At 41.9% G+C, this 26,475-nt stretch carries 23 protein-coding genes; all 23 read right to left on the bottom strand.

What is annotated here, in order from left to right:
* Positions 1–19: 19 nt before the first annotated feature.
* Positions 20–313, bottom strand: coding sequence for a hypothetical protein (locus tag DW085_RS19685; protein ID WP_243033965.1), 294 nt, complete (start codon positions 311–313; stop codon positions 20–22).
* Positions 310–1,080, bottom strand: a complete 771-nt coding sequence (locus DW085_RS08050; RefSeq protein ID WP_243033964.1) for an ATPase, T2SS/T4P/T4SS family — start codon at positions 1,078–1,080, stop codon at positions 310–312. Before DW085_RS08050 ends, DW085_RS19685 begins: the two co-directional genes overlap by 4 nt.
* A gap of 32 nt (positions 1,081–1,112) precedes the next feature.
* Positions 1,113–2,798 carry a GspE/PulE family protein gene (locus DW085_RS08045; protein WP_118492165.1) on the bottom strand — a complete coding sequence of 562 codons (1,686 nt, stop codon included), beginning with the start codon at positions 2,796–2,798 and terminating at the stop codon, positions 1,113–1,115.
* Positions 2,799–2,829: 31 nt separating this feature from the next.
* Positions 2,830–4,737: a hypothetical protein gene (locus DW085_RS08040; RefSeq protein ID WP_118492163.1), complete on the bottom strand. Its 1,908-nt coding sequence runs from the start codon at positions 4,735–4,737 to the stop codon at positions 2,830–2,832.
* Positions 4,734–5,510: a hypothetical protein gene (locus DW085_RS08035; RefSeq protein ID WP_118492161.1), complete on the bottom strand. Its 777-nt coding sequence runs from the start codon at positions 5,508–5,510 to the stop codon at positions 4,734–4,736. Before DW085_RS08035 ends, DW085_RS08040 begins: the two co-directional genes overlap by 4 nt.
* A gap of 100 nt (positions 5,511–5,610) precedes the next feature.
* Entirely contained in the window at positions 5,611–5,907 is a 297-nt protein-coding gene (locus DW085_RS08030) for a hypothetical protein (protein ID WP_118492159.1), read from the bottom strand.
* A gap of 141 nt (positions 5,908–6,048) precedes the next feature.
* Complete coding sequence (locus DW085_RS08025) at positions 6,049–6,558, bottom strand: SEC-C metal-binding domain-containing protein (RefSeq protein ID WP_022359524.1); 510 nt, start codon at positions 6,556–6,558, stop codon at positions 6,049–6,051.
* A gap of 244 nt (positions 6,559–6,802) precedes the next feature.
* Entirely contained in the window at positions 6,803–8,503 is a 1,701-nt protein-coding gene (locus tag DW085_RS08020) for an AAA family ATPase (protein ID WP_118481719.1), read from the bottom strand.
* A 125-nt stretch (positions 8,504–8,628) separates the two neighbouring features.
* Complete coding sequence (locus DW085_RS08015) at positions 8,629–9,564, bottom strand: glycosyltransferase family 2 protein (RefSeq protein WP_118492157.1); 936 nt, start codon at positions 9,562–9,564, stop codon at positions 8,629–8,631.
* A 16-nt stretch (positions 9,565–9,580) separates the two neighbouring features.
* A complete protein-coding gene (locus DW085_RS08010) occupies positions 9,581–11,590 on the bottom strand; it encodes a DUF6020 family protein (RefSeq protein ID WP_118492155.1) in 2,010 nt (669 codons plus the stop codon).
* A gap of 25 nt (positions 11,591–11,615) precedes the next feature.
* On the bottom strand, positions 11,616–12,671 hold the full coding sequence (locus DW085_RS08005; protein ID WP_118492153.1) for an NAD-dependent epimerase/dehydratase family protein: 1,056 nt from the start codon (positions 12,669–12,671) through the stop codon (positions 11,616–11,618).
* 3 nt (positions 12,672–12,674) lie between these two features.
* Complete coding sequence (locus DW085_RS08000; protein WP_182430835.1) at positions 12,675–15,512, bottom strand: CDP-glycerol glycerophosphotransferase family protein; 2,838 nt, start codon at positions 15,510–15,512, stop codon at positions 12,675–12,677.
* Positions 15,509–15,733 carry a hypothetical protein gene (locus tag DW085_RS07995; protein ID WP_118492149.1) on the bottom strand — a complete coding sequence of 75 codons (225 nt, stop codon included), beginning with the start codon at positions 15,731–15,733 and terminating at the stop codon, positions 15,509–15,511. Before DW085_RS07995 ends, DW085_RS08000 begins: the two co-directional genes overlap by 4 nt.
* A gap of 18 nt (positions 15,734–15,751) precedes the next feature.
* Positions 15,752–16,456, bottom strand: a complete 705-nt coding sequence (locus DW085_RS07990) for an IspD/TarI family cytidylyltransferase (protein WP_118482220.1) — start codon at positions 16,454–16,456, stop codon at positions 15,752–15,754.
* Between the two features lie 22 nt (positions 16,457–16,478).
* Positions 16,479–17,207 carry an ABC transporter ATP-binding protein gene (locus tag DW085_RS07985; protein ID WP_118482219.1) on the bottom strand — a complete coding sequence of 243 codons (729 nt, stop codon included), beginning with the start codon at positions 17,205–17,207 and terminating at the stop codon, positions 16,479–16,481.
* Positions 17,208–17,996 (bottom strand): ABC transporter permease, encoded by a 789-nt coding sequence (locus DW085_RS07980; RefSeq protein WP_333491424.1) that lies wholly within the window; start codon positions 17,994–17,996, stop codon positions 17,208–17,210.
* Between the two features lie 4 nt (positions 17,997–18,000).
* On the bottom strand, positions 18,001–19,182 hold the full coding sequence (locus DW085_RS07975; protein WP_118492147.1) for a CDP-glycerol glycerophosphotransferase family protein: 1,182 nt from the start codon (positions 19,180–19,182) through the stop codon (positions 18,001–18,003).
* A complete protein-coding gene (locus DW085_RS07970) occupies positions 19,169–19,966 on the bottom strand; it encodes a glycosyltransferase family A protein (protein ID WP_118482217.1) in 798 nt (265 codons plus the stop codon). The genes DW085_RS07975 and DW085_RS07970 overlap by 14 nt, the downstream gene beginning before the upstream one ends.
* On the bottom strand, positions 19,963–20,772 hold the full coding sequence (locus tag DW085_RS07965) for a glycosyltransferase family 2 protein (RefSeq protein WP_118492146.1): 810 nt from the start codon (positions 20,770–20,772) through the stop codon (positions 19,963–19,965). The genes DW085_RS07970 and DW085_RS07965 overlap by 4 nt, the downstream gene beginning before the upstream one ends.
* Positions 20,762–22,105 (bottom strand): sugar transferase, encoded by a 1,344-nt coding sequence (locus DW085_RS07960; RefSeq protein WP_118492144.1) that lies wholly within the window; start codon positions 22,103–22,105, stop codon positions 20,762–20,764. Before DW085_RS07960 ends, DW085_RS07965 begins: the two co-directional genes overlap by 11 nt.
* Positions 22,102–22,641: a transcription termination/antitermination NusG family protein gene (locus DW085_RS07955; RefSeq protein WP_118492142.1), complete on the bottom strand. Its 540-nt coding sequence runs from the start codon at positions 22,639–22,641 to the stop codon at positions 22,102–22,104. Before DW085_RS07955 ends, DW085_RS07960 begins: the two co-directional genes overlap by 4 nt.
* A 462-nt stretch (positions 22,642–23,103) precedes the next feature.
* On the bottom strand, positions 23,104–24,465 hold the full coding sequence (locus tag DW085_RS07950) for an ABC transporter permease (RefSeq protein ID WP_118492140.1): 1,362 nt from the start codon (positions 24,463–24,465) through the stop codon (positions 23,104–23,106).
* A gap of 15 nt (positions 24,466–24,480) precedes the next feature.
* Entirely contained in the window at positions 24,481–26,451 is a 1,971-nt protein-coding gene (locus tag DW085_RS07945; protein WP_243022758.1) for a CARDB domain-containing protein, read from the bottom strand.
* Positions 26,452–26,475 lie beyond the last annotated feature (24 nt).

Here is a 26,475-nt window from a genome sequence, read left to right as displayed (position 1 = left end):
ACCCGTTTTTACCATATTATTAATACTGCACCGCCGCCAGTTTCTCTCTCAGCTCCTGCGGGTCCTGGGACGCATCGACTGCCGTCTGCGGTGTGATCACGCCCTCTTTCGCCATACGGATCAGAAAATTATCCATCGTAATAGAGCCCTCTTTTGCACTAGAAAGCAGATAGCTCTGCATCTGCGGTGTTTTTCCATCACGGATCAGATTCCGGATCGCCGGCGTGAGCATCATAAGTTCACAAGCTGCCGCCCTGCCCTGGCCGCCCGCCCTCGGCACCAGCTGCTGTGACAGCACCGCCCGCAGCGTCATCGAGAGCTGCATCCGGATCTGCGGCTGTTTATCCTCTGGAAAACACCCACAATCCGGTCAATGCTGTCGATTGCCGAATTGGTATGAATAGTGGAAAAAACAAGATGTCCCGTCTCCGCCGCCATCAGTGCCGTTTCGATCGTCGCCGGATCACGCATTTCTCCAATCAGAATGACATCCGGATCCTCACGGAGCGCCGCATAAAGCCCCTTATCATAGCTCTCTACGTCCACGCCCACCTCGCGCTGGTTGATGATCGCCTGCGCCGGTTCATAGACATACTCGATCGGATCTTCCAGCGTAATCATATGGAGCGGACGATTCTGGTTGATCTCATTTAAAATTGCCGCCAGCGTCGTTGACTTGCCGCTTCCCGTCTCGCCGGTTACCAGAATAATGCCTTTATTCCAGCTTGAAAACTGATTCACTGCTTCCGGAAGCCCCAGCTCCGACAGGTTCGGAATCGTACTGCCCAGAAGACGGATCGCCGCAGAGAGCGCGCCCTGCTGCCGGAACAGATTCACTCGGAGACGCCGTCCCGCAAACGAAGCACTAAAATCCAGCTGTCCGATCGCCTCGATCTGATCTGCCGCATTGCCTGCCAGCTGGCGTCCATATTCCTCACAATCCTCACGCGTCAGCCCGCCATCCGTCAGCGTCTCGATTCTGCCGTCAATTCTGCATTTTGGCGGCAGCCCTGCAATCAGATGCACATCCGATGCTCTTTTTTCAGCTGCCAGCGCGATTAATTTCTCGATTCCATACATACCATCTGTCTCCTCTTCTCTTTCTGCACCATTTACAGTGCCAGCAGCGTCCGGATCACCTCATCTACCGTCGAAACACCCTCTTCTACCAGCTTCTGCGCGTGTTCCAGCATCGGAACATACTGGCTCGCTCTTCTGGCTGCCTCTAAGAAACGTGTCCGGTCAGCTCCTTCCAGAATGCACCGGCGCAGCTCCTCCTGAATCAGCATTACCTCAAACACACCGATTCTGCCCCGGTATCCCGAATGGAAGCACTGATCGCATCCGGCTCCCTGCCAGTATAATTTTCCAGGCTTCTCCGGGATTCCTGCCATCTCAAGCGCTTTTTTCGGCGGCTGAATCTGGGTTTTGCAGTTCGGACAGATTTTCCTCAGCAGCCGCTGGGAAATAACGCCTCGCAGTCCCGCCGCAATCAGGTATGGCACCACGCCCATATCTCGCAGACGGTCAATCGCCGAGATCGCATCTTCCGTATGAATCGTGGTGATAACGAGATGTCCCGTCATTGCCGCACGCATCGCGATCTCTGCCGTCTCACCGTCACGGATCTCGCCGACGCAGATGATATCCGGATCCTGACGCAGAACTGAGCGCAGACCCGATGCAAAGGTCAGCCCCACTTTTTCATTGATCTGCACCTGTGTCGCGCCTTTGATATGGTATTCCACCGGATCCTCCAGTGTAATCAGGTTGGTCCGATCCGAAAGAAGTTCGCGGATCAGCGTATACATCGTCGAAGATTTACCTGAACCAGTCGGTCCTACAATCATGATAACTCCGGAAGTAAGCCCTAAAAGTGTATCAATCTTTGCATCCTCCACTGCCGGAATACCGATACCGCGGCGGTTCAGCGTCTCCTCATTTCGTTTCAGAATACGGATAACCACTTTTTCTCCATACAGGGTCGGAAGGGTGGATATACGCATATCAATATCTTTTCCTCTTAAATGCATCACCGCACGACCATCCTGCGGAATTCTTTTTTCGACGATATCGAGCTGGGACATGATTTTAAGCCTCGAAATGACCGAATCCTTGAGTTCCGACGGGATCGTCATGATCCGGTGAAGCTGCCCGTCGATACGCATCCTGACGACCATCTCCTCCTCCGTCGGCTCAAAATGGATATCCGAAGCATTTTCCGAAATGGCGCGCTCAATAATCGAATTGACCAGGCGGATCATCGGCGTCACATTTTCCTGTCCTTCTCTTGCCGCCGTCTGCCCCTGACGCACCTCTTGTGCCGCTGCCGTCTCTGCCTGCATCTGCGCCATCGCTTCTGCCGCTCCCTCGTTGCCATACAAAATATTGATCGCACGCTTCACCGCCGGTTCAGAGGCGATCATCGGCACAATTTTCTTTTTGGAAGTATGCTGTGCTTCCTCAATCGCCATGAAGTTCAGCGGATCCGCCATTGCCAGATAGAGCTGGTCTTTGGAAATACGCACCGGTACGATCGTCATTTTCTTTGCCAGGTTTTTCGGCACAAAACGCGACAGTTCCGGGCTGATATCGACCCGCGTCAAATCAATATAGTCAATGCCCAGCTGCATGCGAAGCGCATCGATCAGCTGACCTTCCGTGATATAATGATGCTTGATCAGCGTTGTTCCCAGACGTTCTTTCTCCTTCGCCTGATAGTCAAGCGCCTCTTTAAGCTGCCCTTCTGTGATCAGTCCCAGCTCCAAAAGCATGTCTCCCAATCGCTTTGTACGCATTCTCTCTACCTCCCTATAAATATGGATCTGGTTATTCAGCCATTTTACTGCGGAAATCCCGGATCCGGTCAAAGCAGTCCCGATCCATCTCGATCGCCGTCTGATTTCCAGTCGTCACAATCCACGCTTCTTCCAAAAGCCGCCGGATGATCCGCGCCGCCTCTTTCTGATCCTCTGCGGTCGTCTTACGGATCTCCTCTGTCCAACGACGGATCTGTACAATATCCAGGCCATTGTACGCATACTGCATCGCTGCCATCCGCCGTCCCAGGCATCCGCACGGCGCCGTCGCATTGCCGTAACTGCTTAAAATATAGCCATTCCGATCTGCCTCCGAAAGCTGCAGTTTTTCCAATACACCCGCTGCCGCCCGGATCGCCTCGATCGTCTCACTGACCTTCGGATCCCGGTATGTACTCGCCACGATCCGGTCCATCGTCGGCGTAAATGCAAACGACGCGCTGTAGGCGCCGCCTTGAAAACGGAGCTGCGGCACAAAATACCGGTCATCCAGCGCATTTACATACGGAAGAATCCGCCCGGAAAATCCATCTACAGCGCTCAGCTCTGCCGAAAAGACGGTATACTGGCTGGAGCTCTCCACAATTACCGCCTCCCTGCGCGCCGGAACCGGGAAAGTATACCCAGCATTTTCCCCTCTGTTTTCCGTTTTATTCTCATGGTCTGGCATCTGTTCTCCCCGCAGATTTCCCAGAATCCGCCTTGCACAGTTCCGCATCCATTCCAGATTTTCCCTCGGTGCAACATGAAGGATCGTCACCGCTGTTCCATGCAGGATGCGGTCGCGCACCTCCTCCATCTTCTCTGCCAGCTGGAAGATCGCTGCATCCTCCTGTTCCAGTCGCCCGCGCAGTTTTTTCAAAAACTCATAAAACGCCTGTCCGCCGACATATTCCTGATACCGCGTATTGATGCTATAGCCAGATGCCGCCAGACGCACCGCCAGCGAATACGCATCACTGCGCGACTCATCACAGGACGGAATCGTCTCATCCAGTGCCTGAAGAACCGCATTCTTATCTCTCCACAGTGGATGTGATAAGAGTTCCAACAGGACATACAGGCTCTCTTCATAATCCTCCGCCATCCCATACCAGCTGACCGCCAGCGTCGGATGGCTGTTTCGTCCCGCCCGAACCTCCGGATGTCCCTCATTCATGGAAAAATCATGCAGATAGCGCTCAATCTGATTTTCCTTTTCCATTCTGCCATACCGGGCATTTTCAAGCTCTGAAACAAACATTGTATATAAAGGAATGTAAAAACGGTCCTCTTCCGGCACGCCGCTCAAATCCAGGTATAAACGGTTATAGCTGATCGCTTCCAGATCCGACGGCGATTCATAGATCGAAATCCCATTTATCTCATATATCTGATATTCCGGCGTCTCTTCCGGCGGCGGAAGCTCATCGATCCGGATCATAAAATCCGCATTCGAACACTCCGACGCATTCCACGCATCAAAATCCAGGGTCTTCGCAATCAGCGCATCCAGCTCTGCCTCGCTCATCTCCGCCTTCATCTGCGCCAGATACGCGTCGCGCTCCTGCTCCATCGCCTCTGCCATCCCCGGCATCGGAACCGTCGTGACAAGAACCCGACGCTTCGCCGCGCCAAGCTCTGCCGCAAACCGGCGAATCTCCGCCTGTGCCGTCCCTGCATCCAGAGAATCATAGGCTGCCGCCTCATCCGCATACACATCCGCATCGCCCGTCAGTGCCCATTTCAGGCTGACTTCCGGCACGATCGAATCCGCAAATACATCCGTATCTTCGCCTGCCGTATAATCATGTATCGCCCGCGCCTTGAGCGCCGTCTCCACCACTGACGGGTCGATCCCGCGCTCCTGCATCTCGCACAATGTCTCATCCGACACCTGCCGGAACCGTTCTGCATCCTTCGGACTGCTGTCTGTCATTTCGAAAACAAAAAATGGCTTTTCCGCTCCATCATCACCGATGCGCTCGCATCACAATGGATGCCCGCCGTCCGCAGCTTTTCCCTGAAAACCGATCCATCCACATTCATCATTCCCGCAATGATGCTGTACTGGATCAGCTTTTCCCATGAAATGCCGCTCAGATCCATCGCATACGATACCACCGCCGCATTCTCCGATGCGTCTCCCCGGTAAGCAGGACTGGGAACGGTTGCCTGACGGAAGAATGATTCTCCTCCATTTTCCAAACCATCTGGCTCGGGGCTGTAAAACGCACTCATCCCTATATTCTGCATTTCCTGTTTTTCCTGTCGCCCGCTGCCTGACTGGAAACTCCATCCCTCTTCTTTTCCATAGCTTTTCTTTGCATCACACAGATACTCTTTATCCAGGAATGCCAGAAACCGTTTCCAGTCCAGATCCCCATACAACAAAATCAGAGCATTATCGAACCGATAAAATCGATCATACATCTCCATCGTATGTTCATACGTCAGATCCTTATAAAAACGGTGCGCCTGTCCATTCGCATTTGCCGCCGTCTCCCCCGGATACAGCGCCCGCAAAACATTCCGCAGTGCCTCATTATCTGTATCATTCAGCATGCCGAAATCCTCGCTGTACACCGTTCCTGCCAGCGTAATCGGGCTTTCGCGGTCGCGCAGCTCATAGCGGACCGCTTCACGGTCAAAAAAGCGGCGTTCCCGCCGGATTCCCGGCGCTTTCATGCAGCTTAAATACACATCTGCCATCTTAAGCAGCTGTTCCTCGCTCTGGCTGCACACCGGATATGCCGTAAATGGTATATAGGTAAATGCATTTACAAATGTGTGGTATGTCTTGCTACAAAGATCAAAAAAAAATATCCTTACTCGGATATTTATCAGAGGAAGCAAGTACCGAATGCTCAAACACATGATTCGTGTCCGTCTCATCCAGATGCGGTGTCCGATAGGAAATCGAGAATCCCCGGTTTGTATCTTTATTTCTGATATAAAACAGGGACGCCCCGCTTTTCTCATGTTCAAAATACAGTGTCTGCGCTCCCAGCGCCTGCAGTTTTCCCACCTGTTTCAATGTAAAACCTGCTGTCTGAAATCCCGGCTGCAGTCTCCCATCTGCCGCCCTCCACTGCTTTGTACCTGCCATTCTTTTATCATGCCTCCTGCCATCATTCGTCTGCTGTCTTTTCTCTATATCTATTATACAAAAGCACGTCCTATATTTCCATAGAAAAAAGCACATCCGGTTCACTCTGTGTTCCGGATGTGCTTCTGATTCATAAATCTATTATTTATTCTTTCCGCAGCACTTCTTATATTTCTTACCGCTTCCGCATGGACACGGATCGTTCGGGTAAATCTTATGTGTATTGCGGACTGTGCCAGATGCCTTCTGCTCGCGGTACAGCTCTGTTCTTCTCTCCTCAGTCAGGATTGCATCCCACTGCGGAAGCTCATACAGCCAGGTAGCCTTTGCCTCTACCATGTTGTAATATAACTTCTCCGGGTCGATCTCAATCTTAACCTTGGTATCCTCATCCATGGTCTCGATCGGGTTCTCATAGCCCTTTAAGCTCTCATTGATTCCATCCAGGAAACCGGTCATGATCATAACTTCGGTATCATACTTCTCAGCCAGTTCCTTAACGGTACCTTCTACAACCTCAGTCGGGTTTGCAAGAATCTGCTCGTAAATGCCTTTCTCAATCGTAAAATATCCAGACCAGAGTTCCTCTTTCTTTTTATCATCCAGCCCGTCACCATATGCCAGATTGCGCCAATTTTCTAACAGTGTCATCGGTAATTCCTTCCTTTTTTCGTTCTTTCATTACTATAATAACATAGTATATTTAAGTATATAACAAGTTGGGGGGATTTGCAAGGAGGAAAACTGGCATCTGCCTATTTTTATTACTGTTCACGCATACGTGCCCAGTAACGGAATTTGCCGTAGCTTCGCATTTAAATACGGCAAATTCCTGCTGCCACCACGTTTTCTTACGGCACTTTCGGTTTCAAAAGTACCTACCCGTAAACGTAACCTATTTTTCAAGTTTTTCGCTGATCACACAGCATCTTTTTTTGCAAAAGGCAATTCCATATAACCGTATGTCCCTCCGGTCATCATTCAGGAGATATTCCTGATAACGGCGATCTCGGATCTGATTCATTGCTTTCCTGCACGCTATCCTCATCTCATCAAAGTTTTTTGTGTATTTTAATTCTGCAACAATTCCAGCATCCGGATTATCGGTCTCTACAATGATATCCGCAAAGCCATCTCCGGCTTCGACATTTGATTTTACAAGCCAGTCTGCGTTCCCTGTAAGAATCCCGACAAGAAGGTTATGATAGGAGCTTTCCTTTTCTTCCTTCCTTGCCTTTGTATCAAAAACGCTGATGGAATTACTGAGCACCCGATTTAAATATTGCTCTATTCCTTCAGTATCCCCTTCTTCAAAGGCTTTCCAGAATGCAGTCAGGCGTTCTGTGTTAGTGAAGATCGATTTCTTAAACCACTCGTTTATCTGAAGCCGAAAGACCTCGCGCACCTCCCGATTCGGAATAATCAAGCGGTAAGCGCCCTTCTCCGTCCTTCCGGTCTGTGTCAGATATCCGGTCGTAAAAAGTACGCTCCAAAGATTTTCGATGCTCTGATCAATCTCCTCATAGGTAAGATCCAGACGAAGCTCTTTTTCAATCGCTTCGCCGTTAATCAAACGTTCTATTTCATTTTTCGTTGTCTTATTTGCCTTATCAATAAAACGCTTTACCAGATCGTTTCCGCTCGTATTGATCCAATACGCTTCTGGTCTTGCTTCCGGATCATCCTTTACACGATCCACAAAGTTTACAACATCCCACGGACAGTATACGTCGGCTTTTCCGAAGCGATATCCATCATACCATTCTTTTACTTCCGCAAACCTATCTTCCAGATGATAGTCTGAAAGCAGCTTTCGAACCTCTGTATCAGTAAAGCCAAATTGCTCATCAAATCGTGTATCTGTGATCGATAGGATCTTAAAATTGTTGAGTCCGGTGAAGATGCTTTCTTTCGAGACACGAAGGCAGCCCGTCAACACTGCGAAGTTAAGCGAATCGTTTGTCTTTAATGCTTCTCCAAGCAGTCCACGGGTAAAATAGATCATTTCCTTGTAATAACCATGCTGAAATGCTTTATCCAGTGGTACATCGTACTCATCAATCAGAATGACCGTCTTTTTACCATAATGTTTATATAATAGATCGGACAATGTTTTTATGGAAGAAATGACAATATCCACGTCTTCAGGCTGATCCTTCATGTCAAGAAGCTGATGATACTTTTTTTTATCCAAATCAAGAAGTCTTTCGCTGTCCTTTAGATAATAAAACCGTTCCGCTTCTCTTCTTATCAGCTGAATGCATCTTCGCTTTGCCTCTGAAAAGTTCAAGCCCTCTACTCCCTTTAAGGAGAGAAAAATAACCGGATATTTTCCCAGATGCTGCTCACATAATGTCTGCTTCTCCGAAATATAGAGTCCATCGAAGAGCGATGAATCCGTTCCAATCTCAAAAAAGCACTTCAGCATACTCATATTAAGGGTCTTACCAAAGCGACGCGGACGTGTAAACAGATTCACTTCTCCCCAATTTAAAAACAATTGTTCAATCAATTCCGTTTTATCGATATAATAAAAGCCATTTCGACGGATCTTTTCAAAACCATCAATTCCTACCGGAAGTTTTAATTCATTCATAAAGGATCCTCCAGCTGCTATGATAAAATATGAAAGCTTCTGGCTTTTATTATCTCATATTTCTTTACAAAAAGAAAGGTGGAATGGTTAGGGATTCTCAAACAACTTTAATCGTTCACAAAAAATCATTCTATTTCACTTTTCATCTTTTCAATCATCTGCAGCCGAAATTCATACGCCTGCCGTTCTTTCTCAACCAAAGTTGATAAAACCGCTCCCGAAAAGAATGATACAATCGAAGTAAAAATCAAAATTCCCGATGAAACAAATATAAACGGATGTTTAACCTTTCCCACCTGTATATCATGTAGGATCTCCGGAATAAGCAGTCCCATTGAAACCAGCATCAAAACAGTCGATATCCGACCAAAAAATCCAAACGGACGATAATTCTTATAGAGACGTCCTATCGTCTTCAAGACCTTAAATCCATCTGAATATGTATTTAATTTTGATTCACTGCCAGACGGTCTGTCTCGATATTCGATAACTACATTCTCAATCCGCATATTTTTTTCAACTGCATGAATGGTCATCTCCGTTTCTATCTCAAATCCCTTCGATAGCACAGGAAAGCTTTTAACAAAAAGAAAACTAAAAGCCCGATACCCCGTCATAATATCCCGGATATCAGTATGAAACAAGCGATTTACGCTAGCTCTCACCAGCGTATTTCCAAAATTATGGAACGGTCTTTTGTTCTCATTAAAATAAGTAGATGAAAGCCTGTCCCCCACTACCATATCAGCATTTTTTTCAAGAACCAGATTCGCCATCTTTCTTCCGTATTCAGCAGGATACGTGTCGTCTCCATCTACCATGATATAGCACTCCGCATCAATCTCCCGAAGCATACGCCGGATTACATTTCCTTTCCCCTGTGCGTATTCATGACGGACGATTGCGCCCGCATTTTGAGCCAGTTCGGCTGTCTTATCATTTGAATTGTTGTCGTACACATAAATAACCGCTTCTGGAAGTTCAGTTTTCCAATCTTTCACGACTTTTTCAATTGTTTTTTCCTCGTTGTAGCATGGAATCAGTACTGCTATCTTATCCATTTTATGTATATTCCTTTCACTTATCATTCAAAATCTGTGTTCCTGCATTATTCATTTTTATCCAACGATATTTCTTATCAATCAATCCAAGCAACAATACCGCCGGCAATGCAACCGTAATCATATAAACATATCTAAAGTAATATCCATTGCACGGTCCCAAAAATGCAATACCTACCGAAGCCAATAATGGGATAATCCCCCAACATAAAATATCTATCTTTTGTCTTCTGAATAAATAAAATGCAAATATTAATAGTAGCCAGATATATAAGGCAACACACTTAAATGCTCCTAGCACTGGAAGATTAAATATTCCTTCTCGCAACGCTTCATAACAATTTCTTAAGCATTTCAGCTTAACTGGATAATGAACATCCATATTTAATTGATTTCCACGTTTATTCACACTATCCATGCATTTTTCCGACCAACTATATGAATAATTTGTGGCCAATCTTTTACCAGGATATAGATAATAATAGTAATTGTTTAGAGTGGCTTCTGCATAAACTAAAGGATGTTTCTTCAGCATCTGATACCATACAGAAAAATATTCTTTTAATTCTACTTTAGATGTATATTTATTCCAGCCATCTTTGACTTTATCAGAACGGTCGGCCTCATAACGTTCCGATAATGTATCATAATTTAAGACGCGATCAATTACCTCTTTTTCTTTCTCCGTCACCTCATCCGAATATTCTTTTATGTAACGTGCTGTTTGCTGAAACGGAACCGAAAGCATCTCTTTTGTACTTCCTGGTGTAATTTTTAAATACGGAAAAATAATATGATTTATAGAAAAAAGCAAGAATAAGATTAACGCCAACCCAATCCCCAGTTCTTTTCTATATTCTTTAAAATGAGCAATAAGAAAAACAAACCAGATTCCAACAATATATTTTGCTTCATTTCGAAAGAAAACAATGAAGCCACCGCAAAGAAATATCAATGCCAAATAAATCAACAATATATTTTTATTACACTTTTCTCTATTACTAGTAAAAAGACTTTTCCAAATCATTATTTTAGCTAACAAAACAATGAGGAACAGCATCATATATGCGTAAAAAACATCTTTTGAAAATAAAAACATATATGATACCATTCTCGGAGAAATACAATAGTAAATTAGGCTCACGAAACATATTTTTATATTAACACGAAGTTCTCTAAGAAATTTCACAAAATACGAAATAACACTTGCAGCAAATACAAATTGAATTAACGAAACCAAAAACAATCCCGCATTCCACGACTTAAACAAAAACTTTCCAATTATCATACAGATATGCACAAGCATTGTATATGCCACGGGATGATGCGCATTTAAGTATACATTTTTATTTAACAATACCAATCGTTCTGACTGAAGACTAGGCAAATTATATCCCTGCAAAATAAAATCTTGTGCATCTCCCTGCAAAATTGCCGGATATGAACACACAATATAAGGAATATATAAAACTACTATCGTCAAAAACGAACACAGAAATGTATGATTCTCAAGGAACGAGAGATACCTCCCCCCGAAAGTTTTTGAGACTATCTTTTCATCATTCGAATTTTGACATAATGTAAGATGGTCCCATTTATAAAATAAATAGATTATCACGCTTGAAAAAAGGCATGTATAACCGATAAGAACCGTTATACTTTTAAAGATCTGAAGTTTTCCCATGTACAGGGCACTTAATTCTCCGTTTACCTCAATCGCATTACCTACAATCATGCATATTGCAAAAAAAAATCCCAATAAACCTGCACAGCAGCAATCTTTTCTGAACTCTGCCTTATTTTCAGGTCTATACCTCTGAATTTCTTTTAACATATAATAAAATAAACATATCATTCCCGCAAAGAGAATAAGCTGATCTAGTGAAAAACCTGATAGTGCATCCAAATACCGTTTCAATGGATTTCCCTTGTAATCCATCTTCAACAGATTCATTCGGAGACTCATCATTGTAAATACAGCCATGATACAGCTTAAACTCTTTTTATACCTATCTATAGCAATCACTTTAGCTCCTCCACATATTTCATTCTCATTCCGTCTTCGACCTTATTATTTCGATTGTTTTTTCAAGCTGTTCTTTCATTTCATTCTTTGACTTCCAACCTAACTGATTCAACTTTTTCGCATCAAGCCGCGCATCCGATGCTTTTGAATACCCTTTCCGCTCTATTTCATCCGGCAGTTCAAACACAACTTTTCTGCCAGCATAGTCTGCTAAAATACCTGCCAGTTCTTTCAGTCGAATATCATATTTCTCATCCGCAATATTATAAGCTTCCCCGTCTTTTCCATAAAACAGAATATAAAGCAATGCAGACACTACATCCGTAACATAGCAATAAGAAAAATATTGATTTCCTTCACTCTTTAAAACAATATCTTCTCTGTTTACTGCTTTCTTTATGAACTGAGCCAATGCTTTGCTGTCACTTTGAAGCATCGTCGGACCAAAGACTCGACATACTCTCGGAATCACAACATCCAGTCCATATTTCTGTCTATACGCCTGGCACAGCGCTTCACCCGTTCTTTTTCCCTCCGGATATCCGGCTCGAAGAGTATTGCAGTCAATATAACCGCAATACTCTTCTGAAAACCGTTCTACATCTCCACGATTTTCGCCGTAAATTTCGACCGAAGAGAGAAAAACAACTCTCTCAGCCTTTGAATACACTGCCATTTTTAATACATTTTCTGTTCCCGCCACATTCGTCATAATCGTCCCAATCGGATCTTCTGCATAGCTTCTCGGGTGCGTATTGCTGGCACAGTGAAACAGATAATCCATTTTTGTATCCAGCTGCAGCGAATTATTAATATCACCCTGAATAAAGGAAAAGTTCGGATCCTCCATATAATTTTTAAAACGTTCACGTGCTCTCTGCTCAGAACGTCCCATTGCAAACACATGGATCTTAGAATCATATGTACGATTATGTTCCATCAACACATCTACTAACACCGTTCCTATCATTCCGCTAGCACCGGTAATCAAAATTTTCTTATTCTCCAGTTTTTCCCACGGAAAGGTATAATCTGAAATTTTCTTTATATCTTCTACATACAATGGATGTGAATAATACATACTTTATCTCCTCTCCCGCAATTTTTTTATTTTTTCAGCATATTTTGTGCCGTGAATCCATTTTCGATAACATCGCCACACAAAACGATAGGACCATGCCGATCTGGCCAGAGACAGATTGAAATCCTTTGTTCCAAAATGTCCGCCTCTCGCCCATTTAATAATTGCTAGCATCGTGATTGGTGGAGCATATTCTCTTGTCTTTCCATAAAGAGCCACTGAGTCATATAAAGAAGCTGTCATTTGGAGAAAGATATCCTGACTCTTATTATTATGGAAAAATGATATTCCAAAATCAAAAAGACTTCTTCCTATTGATTCTTCATTTTCGAATATCATCCTGCAAAAATCAGTTGCAAATTCAGGAAGGTATCTTTCAAGCGCATTATGAAGACTTTGATTATTATCGCAAGGATTTAATACAGGTTCCACTTTTCCATTCTTTCTCTCATAAGAACTAACACTGCGATATGGCAGATTAGCAAAAATTGATTCTATAAATATTTGTGAATATGTATTCCCCGTAAAATTATAACGGATTAGATGTCCATTCGATGGATAGATACTTCTTGCATAATAAAATATGTTATCGTGTTTATATCCAGCAGCTTTCCAGAGTAAACGTGCTAAACAATTCTGCGTATATCCTCGTCCCCAGAATTCCACAAATGCATATTTTTCCGAAAAATCAATTTCCTGATTCAAATATTCCAGAACAATTTTTCTCTGTTCTGCAGCCGTCTGAAGAAGATACTGCTCATATTTTTCGGATACAGAAAAAGCCTCTCTAATTTTTTTGAGTTCTGGACGTGTAATTATTTTCTTTTCTTTTAAATAAGCCAATTCAGGAAACATACTCTCAAATGTTTCTGAAGTCATGCTAGCCGCTTCCAACAATTTATCATACTCTTCTATATCAACAAAATTTCCAAATTCACCGAAAAATTCTTCATCTATTTCATAGATTTGAGAAGGAATTCTCCAAGCTTTTCTTGAACCATATATATATTTCGTTTTAATAGAAAGTTTTTTCTCTTTTATAATCGCATCGGCAATTCGTTTTAAATGATATCCATCGCGAGAAATAAAATACAGACAATCTATTTTCTTCTCAAGCGCATGCCTAATCGCCCAATTCACATACGGAACCCAATATAAGGACACATACGAATATGCATATACCTCTTCCATACGATGTTCTTCCTGGCGAAACCTTGCAAACAAAGCCGCTATCTGATAAGAATCATACGTTGCTATAAATTGAGTCAAATTTTTTTCATAAAAATCAAACGCCGGGATTTCATGGTTTACAGATTCAATTCCAATTGAGGCTGGCACTTTCCCATCTGCATTTTTATTATCTCCATAATGAATCCATTTACCAAACCGACACTCTACGGCATGATATACATCAAAAAACAATTCTTTTGTTGTCTTCTGTGTTCCATAATCACTTGAAAGGAACAGTGGGAGTTCCCCCAAAATTGGCTCCGCCTTGCATAACAGCTTTTTTATAAATTCTTTTGGTAAATACATATCGCTGATTAAAACAACCGTTTCCCCTTGTTCGATCAAGTCTTTAACCTGCTGAATTTTCTCCGGATATGGTATAGATGTCTCATACTCGCATTCCAATTCCCATTTCTTTAACTGCTCTGTCTGCTCATCTGTTAAGCTATATAGTTCTTTGATTCTCTCATAAATCAAATCAAATGTAATTTCAGTTCTTCTATCCTTCCGCAGAACTATGCTTTTTCTATAGTATTCACGCACATTTGATTCCGCCCATGGACGAATTTTATAGAAATTTTCCTTGATATATTTAGGATATTCTAATTTTGATTCTCTCATCTTATCTTGAACATGATAAAAAACACCGATTGGAAGCAGCGTACTTCTGCCAATCAATGTATCAAAAATATCAAAACTATATAAAGTAGGCAATTTCTTACTTTCATCCGGTTCAAACAAAAGTGCTGCATCTACTATTTTCTCCAGAGAATGCTCATCTGCATATTCCCAGAATTTTTTATAGATACGTGCAATTTCTTCCGATTCATCCTCATCTGCTTTTGAAAACACTTCTAAAAATTCCTGAAAATTAGTACAGATCTTTCCGCACGTATTTTCCATGTAATCCAATGCAAAATCTCTTAACGTATTTTCCTGACCATAGTCAAATATATATCGGGCAAAATGTTTGACTCCGCTTGCCAGCATATCATAGAAAATAGAAGAATAATCGACAATTGCAAGGTCAATCCGATCAAATATTTCATAAAAATCATTTGCATTGTCCCAAAACAGCACTCTCGGACAATTTGTATATATTTTTTTTATATTTTGGTATTGGAAATCATTCGCCATCAATGGATGCATTTTAAAGATCAGCAGGAAATTATTTTTCTCCAATACATCCACTAACTTTTCCATATCCGGAATCGCCTGTGAGAAAAAATTAGTAGCAGAAGCATCTCTGTAAGTCGGTGCGTAAACAGCTATCTTCGTATTCTCTGGCAGCTTTTTTTGTTTCAAGATATCATGATCATATGTCTTAATTTTTCCCGGATAAAAACAACACGGATATCCAGCTCGAATAATTTTATCTTTAGGCAAATCGCACTGTTCAATAAAATGTTTTTCCATCAGAGGCGATGTAACCAGAAAAAGCTGATAGTTTCGATATACTTCTTTATTAATAATATTTTTCTTTGTTACCCTTTCATTTAAAAAGCCGCTTCGAACATTTTTTTCAATTGCTTTACAACCTACCCCATGCCATAAGTTAAGAACTTCTATTCCTTTCAAATATGGCTGAAACACTTCTTTATTTTGGTTCACAACATAAACTCCTGCCTGTGAACCAATTTTTCAGCCATTTTGGATTTAAACAGAAAAGCCTGATATCCCAATTTACGAATATAATCTCTCGTTTCCTCCGTATAGCAAAACCAGTATGAAGTAATATCTTTCCTGTAATTCACAATATACATGAAAAGCCATTTGGGATTCCCATCAAACGCATTCCCCGCATTGAAAATCCAAATTTTCTTATCTCTCATCTGAAAACTCCCTTTACATTAATGTTCTTTTAACATTAGTAATGCCTTAAATAACTCCAAATCATCCTGTGTCGTAATCTTGATATTTTTATCAGAACCCGCAGCAAAATGAAGTGTTTCTCCCAAATCTGTCATCATTGTATTCGTATAAGAAGAACCATAGATACCTATTTTCTCTTTAAATGCTTTTTTATACGCCCAAAGCAATGTTCCATATTTGTATGCCTGCGGTGTCGAAACTCGTCTCAATGTTTCCCTCGGAATATACTGTTCCGTTGTTTCTTCATCTTTTTTTACAAAGATCTGTTCATTATACGGAAGGGAAGTTACTGCATTTCCATAAATCCCACATTTTACAATCACATCGGACAAAACATTTTCATCAACTAATGGCCGGATCCCATCGTGAATTACCACGATATCATCCTCTTTGCATTCATTTTCAAGCGCAAACACACCGTTTCGGATCGATTCCTGCCCGGTACTTCCTCCGCTTATCACCCACTTTAATTTTGTTATATGATTCTGTCTGGCATACGCTTTCAAAATATCATGCCATCCATCGATACATACAACCAGAATGCTGTCAATCTGTGGATGCTTTTGAAATGCCTCTAGCGTATAGATAATCAACGGTTTATCGTTGACATTGATAAATTGCTTCGGTATCTCCTGATGCATTCTTTGTCCTGTACCGCCTGCTAAAATAATTGCTGTATTCATTTTCTATATACCCTCTCCATCTTTAACTCATAAATTCTTCGTATTTCTCCAGAACTTCTTTTGTATTCCCGTACATCTTTATTTCGCCGTCATGGAGCCACAGTATCTCATCACACAATCCATCCAGCGTCTTTGTATCATGCGACACCATAACAACCGTCCTATTTTCATCCGAGATCAGCTGCTTCATTTTGTTATAACTTTTTTTCTTAAATCGGGCATCTCCTACACTGAGCACTTCATCAATCAACATAATGTCCGTCTCTAAAATCGCCGTAATAGAAAATGCCAGCTTTGAATACATACCGCTGGAATACGTTCTGACAGGCGCATCAATAAATTTTCCAAGTTCCGAAAATTCTATAATTTCTTCCATTCGCTCCCGGACTGCTTTTTCAGAAAATCCCAAAAGCATTCCCGACAAAATAATATTTTCACGTCCCGTCAATTCTCTCTGAAATCCCACCCCAATCGACAGCAGCGAAACGCTGTTTCCTTTCAAATCAATTGTTCCGCTGTCTGGAGCAAATATACCTGCAATTGCATTTAACATCGTTGACTTTCCGCTGCCGTTTTTTCCTACAATTCCTAAAATATTTCCCTTGGGAACATTAAACGACACATTGCGGATTGCCTGAAATTCATCTACTTTATTTCTATGAAAATGCAATAAGCTTTTTTTTATTGAATAGGATTTCAGTCCGCGATAACTGATGCATAAATTTTTTATTTCAATTGCATTTTCTTTCATTTAAATCACCTTTACATAACTATTTTCATTTTTATAAATCTTTCGAATTCCGGTTCCTGCCAAAATAATGCTAACTACAAACCATGCCAGCATTAATTTTCGATGCGGAATTTTTCCATAAAGCAGTGAATTTCTCATGCACTCCAGAAAAAACGCCATAGGATTATAGCGAGTCAAAAGCTCTCCATAGGGTGCCGGAATTCTTGTAGCGACATTATAGAAAATACCTGTCAAATAAAATAACATTCTCAATACGATCGTTATTACATTCGAAAGGTCTTCAACAAAGACTCCGTAATGAAGCAGCCATAGTGAGCACGCAAACGTAAAAAGCAATAATAAAAGCAGCGTTGGAATCGTATAAATAATCTTATAGGTAAAGGGTACCCTCCAAAAAATCATCATTAAGATAACGATCGCAAAGGAAATCATCATTTTAAAAGAATTTACCCATACCTTTGTCAATACCAATATATATTTCGGAAGATACACTTTAGAAACAATTGGCTTATTTGTTTTTACAATCCGTACACTTTGATTAATCATTCGATTAAAAAAATCCCACATGGATAATCCAATAAAAATAAAAATCGGGAAATATGGCTCTTTTGCCTTAAAAACATAACCAAAAATAAATGTATATATGAGCATAAAACAAATGGGATCTAATATCCACCAAAGCCAATTTAAGTATGAATTTGCCACTTCTGACTTTAACTGTGCTTTCGCTGAAACCACTGAAAAGCCAAAATATTTTTTTATATCTCTTATAAATCTTTTCATTAACATCTGATCACCAGCTTTCTCCAAAAACTAATTTCAAAATTCTTTCTGTCGCATGTCCGTCACAAGATGACATAAATTTCTTTCGAAATTCTCTCATTTTTTTCAAATCATAATCTTTTGTATGTTCAATTTGATAAATTATATCTTCTTCCGTTTTACATATATATCCAGGAACAAATGATTCAAACTCATAAAAAAAGCCTTGTTCTTTACAGTATTCCTTTAGGTCATAGGCATAAAAAAGAATCGGGCGTTCAAAAATCGAATATTCAAAAATCAATGAGGAATAATCCGTAATACATAAATCGGCAACGCACATAAGTTCATCTATTTCCATCTTTTCACTTACATCAAACACAAAATCAGCGCATTCCTTCGGTATCTTTATATGCTCTTTTATATGCGGATGCTGCTTAAAGACAATAACATACTGTTTTTCCAATGCAGCTTTCAAACGAATTAATGACAAAATCCGTGGCATTTGTGCATCTAATGCATCGCCTCGGAATGTAGGAGCATATAAAATAATCTTTCGATTGGTATTAAACAAAATATATTTCCTGATTTTTTTCTTTGCTCTTTTATGAAATTCCCTGTCAAAAAAACGATCGGTTCTACTAATGCCAGTGGCAATAATTGCTTCCTCTGGAAGCCCGCATGCTTCTTTATAAGCCCATCTCACTTCCGGACTACTTACAGTCATCCATGTATTGTAATTATAATTTGAATATGTTTCCTTTTTTCCTTTTGATAATGCATTTCCAAATTTTTTAAATGCTCCGCATCCATGCCACAACTGTGTATAAACACTATCTGAACGTATTGACACACACGAAAAAACATTTAACGCATCCGACAAAAAAATATACCCTGCGGATGCCGAATCCCATACAAGCTTCGTGCATCTCCATAAATACCCTATTTTTGTTCCTCTTTCTTTTTCCAAATATATGATTTTTACTTTTAGATCCGGTCTTTTTTTCAATTTCTCAAATAAAGGCTGGAAATTCACACTAAGCTTTTTTCCAAAATTTTCAATAATAATAATTCTTTTTTTATCAAATACTCTTTTCTTTCCGAATCTGTATATTGCTGGATACCAGCATTTTAATAATATATAATTTCTTATTTCTTTCAATTTCACCGTTTTATGACAATCTTTTATCTCTTTTTCTTTACCACCTTTCATATTCACGCAGCCCCTTTAACATACTTTTATATGCCTGCTTTAACCCTAATTCTTTGCAAACTTCTTTATGACGTATACAATATTGCAGACACAAAGCCATTGAAAATCTCCTTGAAATTGCTGAAAACAACGCTCCTTTATCATAAAAATACTTTTCGTCATAATTTTTAAACCATGTAGATTCCCGATGATCGACATATCCTATTTGTTGTTCCGATGCATATATTTTCATGTTTTTCTTTAAGCACTCTGTTAAAAATAACGAATCTTCGCCTGAACTATACTTACTTCCGCCTCCAAACAAAAGAGAAAATGAAATATTATGCTTTCTGATACTATTTTTTTTGACTGCAATTCGAAACGTTCCATACCGAAGATAATTGTAAAAATGTACTTTATGAAATTTTTGATCTATATACTCTGGTCTGTTTTTGTTTGTACTCTCCACATTAAACAAAATCAGTTCCGCATCTTTTCTTTTTTCAAATTCAGTTTGAATTATTTTTTCATAATTATCTATATATCTCACATCATCATCTGCAAATAGAAGGATATTTCCCGTAGCCCTTAATAATGCATTATTTCTGCTTAATCCCACCCCTCTCTCTTCCAGGTTATACCATTCAAAGTTATTTCCATTTTCATTCCATGTCTCTTTTGAAAATGAATCTGTCTGATTGATGATGATTGCATCACTATGTATGTTCATACGTTTTATTAAAGATTTATCATCCTGATTCATTGTTGATACTAATATTTGTAATTTTTCTTCTATCTTTTTCACACCCTTCTATTGAGTTCAATCGATCTATATTTCCAGATTCCGTGCAGCATATAGCTAGAAAAACAATACAGACTTTTTATTATTCCAAATCCAAGATACCGGTATGAGCTCCATGTCATCTGAGCAGACTTCCATTTACTTCCAGATTTTCCTTTTCCTGTCAAACGATATTTTAAAAGTGCCTCATTTACTCCGCAGGCACTTCCATATGTTTGTATGATTTTCATCCAGGTAATATAATCTTCATGTGCATCTTCATGCAGCATTGGAAACTCTCGCATAATATGTCTCAACACGAGAACAGACGAACAATTAATCCAGTTTTGCCGAAGCATCATTTTATAGCTTATCTCTTCTTTTACCGGTATAATGCACCTTAAAGAATCTCCTTCCTTATTTACCAGTTCTCTAGCCGTTGTGCAGAGAGAAGCTTTCTTTTTTTTCAGCATTTCAAGCTGTTTTATTAATTTTCCTTCTTCCCACCAATCATCTGCATCCAAGAAAGCAATCCATCTTCCTTTTGCTTCTTCTACTCCATAGTTTCTGCTCCTTGCCGCTCCCATATTGGTTTTATTTCTTAGATAGCGAATCTCTGGATTTTCTTTTTGGTATTTTTTTATGATTTCAGGTGTAGAATCTGTTGAAGCATCATCTACAATCAAAAGCTCTATGCTGCTTATTTCTTTTCTTTGCAACAGAACCGATTCTATAGCCTGATTCAGATATTTTTCTCCGTTATAAACAGGCATAACAACCGATACTGTGATTTCTTCTGATTCATTTTCACATATCTTTTCATTTCCCATTTTCCTGAATTCCTTCTGTACTTTCCTTTAACATCATAATTTTAGGAGTCATTAGAATTAGTTTTAAATCCAGCAGAAACGAATAATTTCGTATGTATGTCAAGTCAAGTTTGAGCTTATCATATGGCGTCGTATTGTACTTTCCATATATCTGTGCATACCCCGTCAACCCCGCCTTCATCTTCAGCCGATAGCAAAATTCCGGTATTTCCTTTTCAATCTCTGCTGCCAGTTCCGGACGTTCCGGGCGCGGACCGACCAGACTCATCTCGCCTTTCCAGATGTTTAAAAGCTGCGGCAGTTCATCCAAACGGGTTCTGCGCAGGAAATGTCCTACTGGGAGGATGCGGTCGTCATGTTCCGATGCCAGTCTTGCTCCGCTCTTTTCTTCCGCGTTCTGAATCATGGTTCGAAATTTGCAAATCTGAAATTCTTTCCCACCTTTTGTCAGCCGTGTCTGTTTATAAAAAACAGGTCCGCGATCCGTCAGATAAATTGACAATGCCACCAACAGGAAAAATGGTGATAATACAACCAGTCCCACTCCGGAACAAATCACATCCAGCATCCGCTTCAAAAAGCGCTGCATACCGGACATATCCTCATTTCTGGATAAAAGAAGCGGACTATCAAAAATATCCAATTCTTCGGATGTCCGAATCAGAATATCTGAAAGTTTTGGAACGGTATAGGTTCGTATATCGCGTTCAAAACATTTTTTCAGCAGTGCATTGCGTTCTTTTGCCGGAATATCTCCGATAATCAAAGCATCAAAATCCTGTGCTTCCCGGATGATCGCTTCCATTCCCGCCTGGATATGAATCGCCTTCGCCAGATAGTATTTGTCCTCCCGCGAGTGAATCTTCTCCATCAGATGAAACGCCGGACGATCGCCGCAAACCAGCAGCATCGTTCTGGGCGGAAATAAACAGCGGTATAGCTTCTGAAATAAGAATGTCCATATGATCGCTATCAAAAGCTGCACCAGTGTCATGGCAATCAAAATCTTCGGATCATGAAATTTTTTATCCAACAGCGATATTTGTATGTAAGTAATCACATTCAAAAGACCGATCGAAAGAATCTGAGAACAGAGCAGATTTCCTTTTTTCAGATATCCGATTCGAAATCCTCCGTATGTCATCAAGAAGAAAAATAGCAGTCCTGCATACAGGGCAATCATCAACCAGTTTCCTCTTCTCCAGAAAGGAAATTCGATCAATTTATTGAAATAACCGTTCCAGACGCATCCATATACGCCCGTGATCACTCCCATCAGGATAGCCGCACTTCCTATTCGGAACAGTCTCTTGAATGGTTCGTATTGTCTCAAATTGTTTCCTCTTTCATTGTTTTTTCCCGATCGTCCTTGACCCGAATCGATAATTCTACCTGATGCGTTTTTCCCAAAAATGGGATTTCCAGTGTCACAACACGCTTGCGGAATCGCTTTCGCACAATCTGCCCCAGCAGCTCTCCTAAAATTCCTTCCGCCGACACAATCTCTCCAGCCTCGTTTGCCTGTACCAGAAATCGTCTCACTGTATGCTGCGAATCTCCTCGAAGCAATTCCTTAAAAAGTATTTCCTCCGATGATTCTATTGCAAGCGCTTGCCCGCCCATCAGCAATTGGGCTTTTCCTGCCAACCTATGAACATTCTCTTCCAAACGCTGTGGGTCTTCTGTGTCCACAAAAATATATCCCGGAAACATCGGTTCCACGCCAATCTGATAAATACCTTCCCGCCTCCAAGTTCGCTCTTTGAGCAACACAAAGCAGGGAGGGTCCGCATGTTCCGAATAAACCCGGTTTAATTTCTCCGCTATCTGTTTTTCGCTTCCCACAGTTGTCTGCACTACGTACCACATACCGGGTCTCTTCCTCTCAGTTCTTCCATTTTCGCAGATACCCTGTTCTGCGAAAATATCAGCGCAGTTTGAGAAAATAAATTGTTATTCTTTCTGAAAATAAAGGTTTTTTATTTGATATTGATTTAGAATTTGATGAATTTTTAATCAGAAACTTCTATCTTAATAATTTCCTAATAGATTCTTGGCAGAAACTTCTATTGAATTCGCAAAAAAAGCATAGTATAATGTACAGAGATTTCGCAGACAGGGTATTCTGCGAAATTTTTCTTTTTAAACAGCTTTCCAGAACTTTATATATTGATTATTTTATGCATTTTTATACATAACGCTTATCTCTCTACAGACTTAAAAAAGCTCCGGAAACAACTTTTTCTGTCATTTCCGGAGCTAACTTCCTCCCAATTATTAATATGTACTTTCAGAATCTTTTTTACACTTACTGTTGTATCTGATTTTCCCCTACTCATTCCGTATCGCCGCCAACGGACTCAGCTTCATTGCGCGCATCGCCGGGAAGAATCCGGCTACCATGCCGATGATGATGGCAAATCCTACCGATGGAACTGCCAGCCAGATCGGGATCACGGACAGTTTTCCATCCATTCCATATAAAAAAGTCGCTGCCAGAAACTGGTTAATCAGCACGGAAACCATAAAACTCAGCGCCAGTCCGATGAGTCCTCCCATGAAACCGATAAAACCTGCCTCAATCAGAAACATATTTCGGATGGTTGCAAGGGAACATCCCAGCACTTTCAGCACGCCAATCTCTTTCGTCCGCTCATAGATGGACATCATCATCGTGTTGGCAATGCCGATCGCAGCTACCAGCAGGGAAACGGCGCCGATGCCGCCGAGGGCTGCCTGGATCATGTTGGACTGCTGTTTGGACTGTTCCAGCCATTCCATCTGGCTGTTTGCCTCATAGCCCATGTTGCTGATGGCTTTCTGAACCTCTATTACATGATCCATATCGTCCACATTGACCGTCGCTTCCTCATAGACAAAATAATTGTACGGTTTTCCTTTTTTATTGGTCGGCTGTCCCGGAATCGGCTTTTTCTTAAATATCTGTTTCAGCTGTGTCTTGAGCTTATTCAGATCCACGTAGACGCCGTAGCTGTAATCACTCCAGTCTTCCGGTCCACCCGCTACCATTCCAGCCGTTTTCATCATATATTTCTTTGGCGCCGCTACTTTCTGGCTGCCATCCTCGCCGCTGGAATTTCCCTTGGACTGATAGTACGCATCCGTGTCAAAGATCGTAAACATCGGTTTGTTGATAAAATCGATGTCCGGCATCTCCCCGGTGTCCCAGTAACCTTTTCCTGTCTTGGCATTGCTGAAATTCTGCGCGACCATGTTTCCGACCACCATCTCCATATCCTTCGTTTCGGCAGTCGGCAAACTTCCTTCCCCCAGCTTGATATTCTTCATTGCTCCCAAGGGGATCCCATGCAGCTGCACATTTCCCTCGTAGACACCCTGACGCATAATCACATTCAGGTTCAGATCCGGATAAGCACTTGTCACATGCGGAATCTTCTCAAATGTCTTCATCGTCTCATCCGTCATAAAGCTGTCCTCTGGATTTTTCTTATCGCTGGAATTTCCATTGTCATAATTATACACCTGAATCGCGGTCAGGCTTCCATAGGAAGAATACTGTTTGATGGTAAATTCTTTCAGTCCTATTCCGATGGAAACCATGACAACGATCGATGCCGTACCAATCACGACTCCCAGAACCGTCAGAAAGGTACGGAGCTTTCTGCGAAACAGGTTGTTGACGCTCATCGTCAGCAGATCACTGAATCTCATTTTAACCGGTCCTTTCTATTTTTTCTTTCTTTTCAGATGATCGTTTTGTTCTTTTTCAACGTCCTTTGTTTCGTCTTCCGATACATCTGCTGTCGTCATTTCCGGCTCGCCCAGCTCATTGTCCAGTTCCTCTTCTAATTCGTCTTCAAGCGCCTTTTCTCCTGCTATTTTCTTCTTTTTCCTCTTCCAGACAATTACACCGGCACCTGCGCCCACCAGCGCAGCGATCACAAGCATCGGAGCGATCCGCCCAGCGCCGCCCGCTTGCGCCGCATCGGCATCTGCATCCATGCCGTTGTCCATTCCATCCATGCCGTCCATCCCGTCATCGGAAAACGCCTCACTCACGTTCAGAAGCATTTCTTTTTCAGTCTCTGAAACGACTCCATTTTCATCCTCATAGGAAATGATAATCTTCACTTTTCCATCATCGGTTGTCGGCGCAATCGCGGTCAGCATCGTATCGACATTGCCGGTTTCGCCCGGCTTGATATTTCCCACGTAAGCGTCAGCTGGTTGGATAGAATCTGCCTCAAAACGCGCCATAACATTGTAAAGAATTACTTTTCCGGTGTTGTTGATGCCAAACATGACATTCGTCTCAGAACCAACCTCGATCGCATCCGGCATCACATCGATCGTGCTGGTGTTCAGCCGCGGCTCCTGTTTGACCGGGAGGGCAATTTTGACTTCTTCTTTGGCATTTTTAAATTCCGGGCTGTCGTACTGCTCCTGAATCGTCATGCGGTATGATTTCTGCTCCGCCGTCGGCGCCGCCTTGAACACCATCGAGAGATCCGCCGTCGCCCCCGGCGCCATGTTATTGACAACTACGGAGGTGGAACCGCTCTCGGATGTAAAGATCGGCGTATTTTCAACTTCTTCCGAAGCAAATGTAAACATAATATTGGAAGCTGCCACATCCGAAGACGCATTCTTCATCCGCACACGCAGTTCAAACGGCTGTCCGGCATAGATCTCTGCCGGGATCGTCTCGAAGCTGTCCACGATGATACGCGCCTTGGTTCGATCCTGCTCGCCCGCATCCGCCGACAGCTCATCGTCATCTTTTCCCTTGACGCGCACGTAAAACACCTTGTCCACCGGCTCCGAAAACTCGCCGCCCTCTTCTTCGCGGTATGTAACCAGATAGTGAATCGGGAAAAAGCCCGATTTTACGTCCTCACGCACCATCATGCTGTACGGAACCGTCACCATCTGCCCTGATTCCATATCCCCCATTTTACGGTTATAGTTGCCCTCATTGATATCAAACGGGAATTTCGTAATATCTGCGTCAAGCTGCATATCCACGCGGACATCGTAAACCTTTTTAAGTCCCGTATTGGTCAGGTTCACGCCAAAATCCATGACCTGATTGTACCCCGCATACGGCGTCTGCTGGTTATCGCCGATGGAAAAATCGTAGTCCAGCTTCGTGTTGTCGTCTTCCTCGGTGGAGGAACCGTCGTAAGCGGAAACCCAGATGTTGATGCCGACTTTTAGGCTGTCATCAATATAGAAAAACGCCTGATAATATCCTGCTGCCAAATCCCGGCGCAGTTTATACGTCAATGTTACACTTTTAGACGAACCTGGCTTTACATCAATTCTTTTTTCTTTAAACGTATTTGAATCAGCTTCAAATGGAAAATGTTTTCCAGACCATGAAATATTGGAATCCGAATCACTGTCATCATCATCGTCATCATCATATGTATAAAATTGATCGTATTGATCCGCATTGGCTAAACGAATTGTTCTTAAATAATTATCTCCTTTGCTGCCATTATTATGAACCGTCATCTTAATCGAAATTTTATTTCCGGCCTTTCCGTGCGGCACTTTGCTGACGGTAATTAAATCATCGTTATATTTTGTCATATCCAGCATTTCCGCCTGCGCTGTCCGGCTTCCTCCCACCGCCAGCACCACAAAAAGCAGCAAAAACACCGCCCATCTCTTCCACTTTCTCATACCTCTCATTTTTCATACCTCCATATCCTCTCA

This window comes from Clostridium sp. AF50-3 (assembly GCF_003477445.1).
Taxonomy (GTDB): domain Bacteria; phylum Bacillota; class Clostridia; order Lachnospirales; family Lachnospiraceae; genus Otoolea; species Otoolea fessa.
The sequence above is the reverse complement of the archived record's forward strand: the minus strand, read 5'-3'. Positions and strand labels throughout refer to the sequence as shown.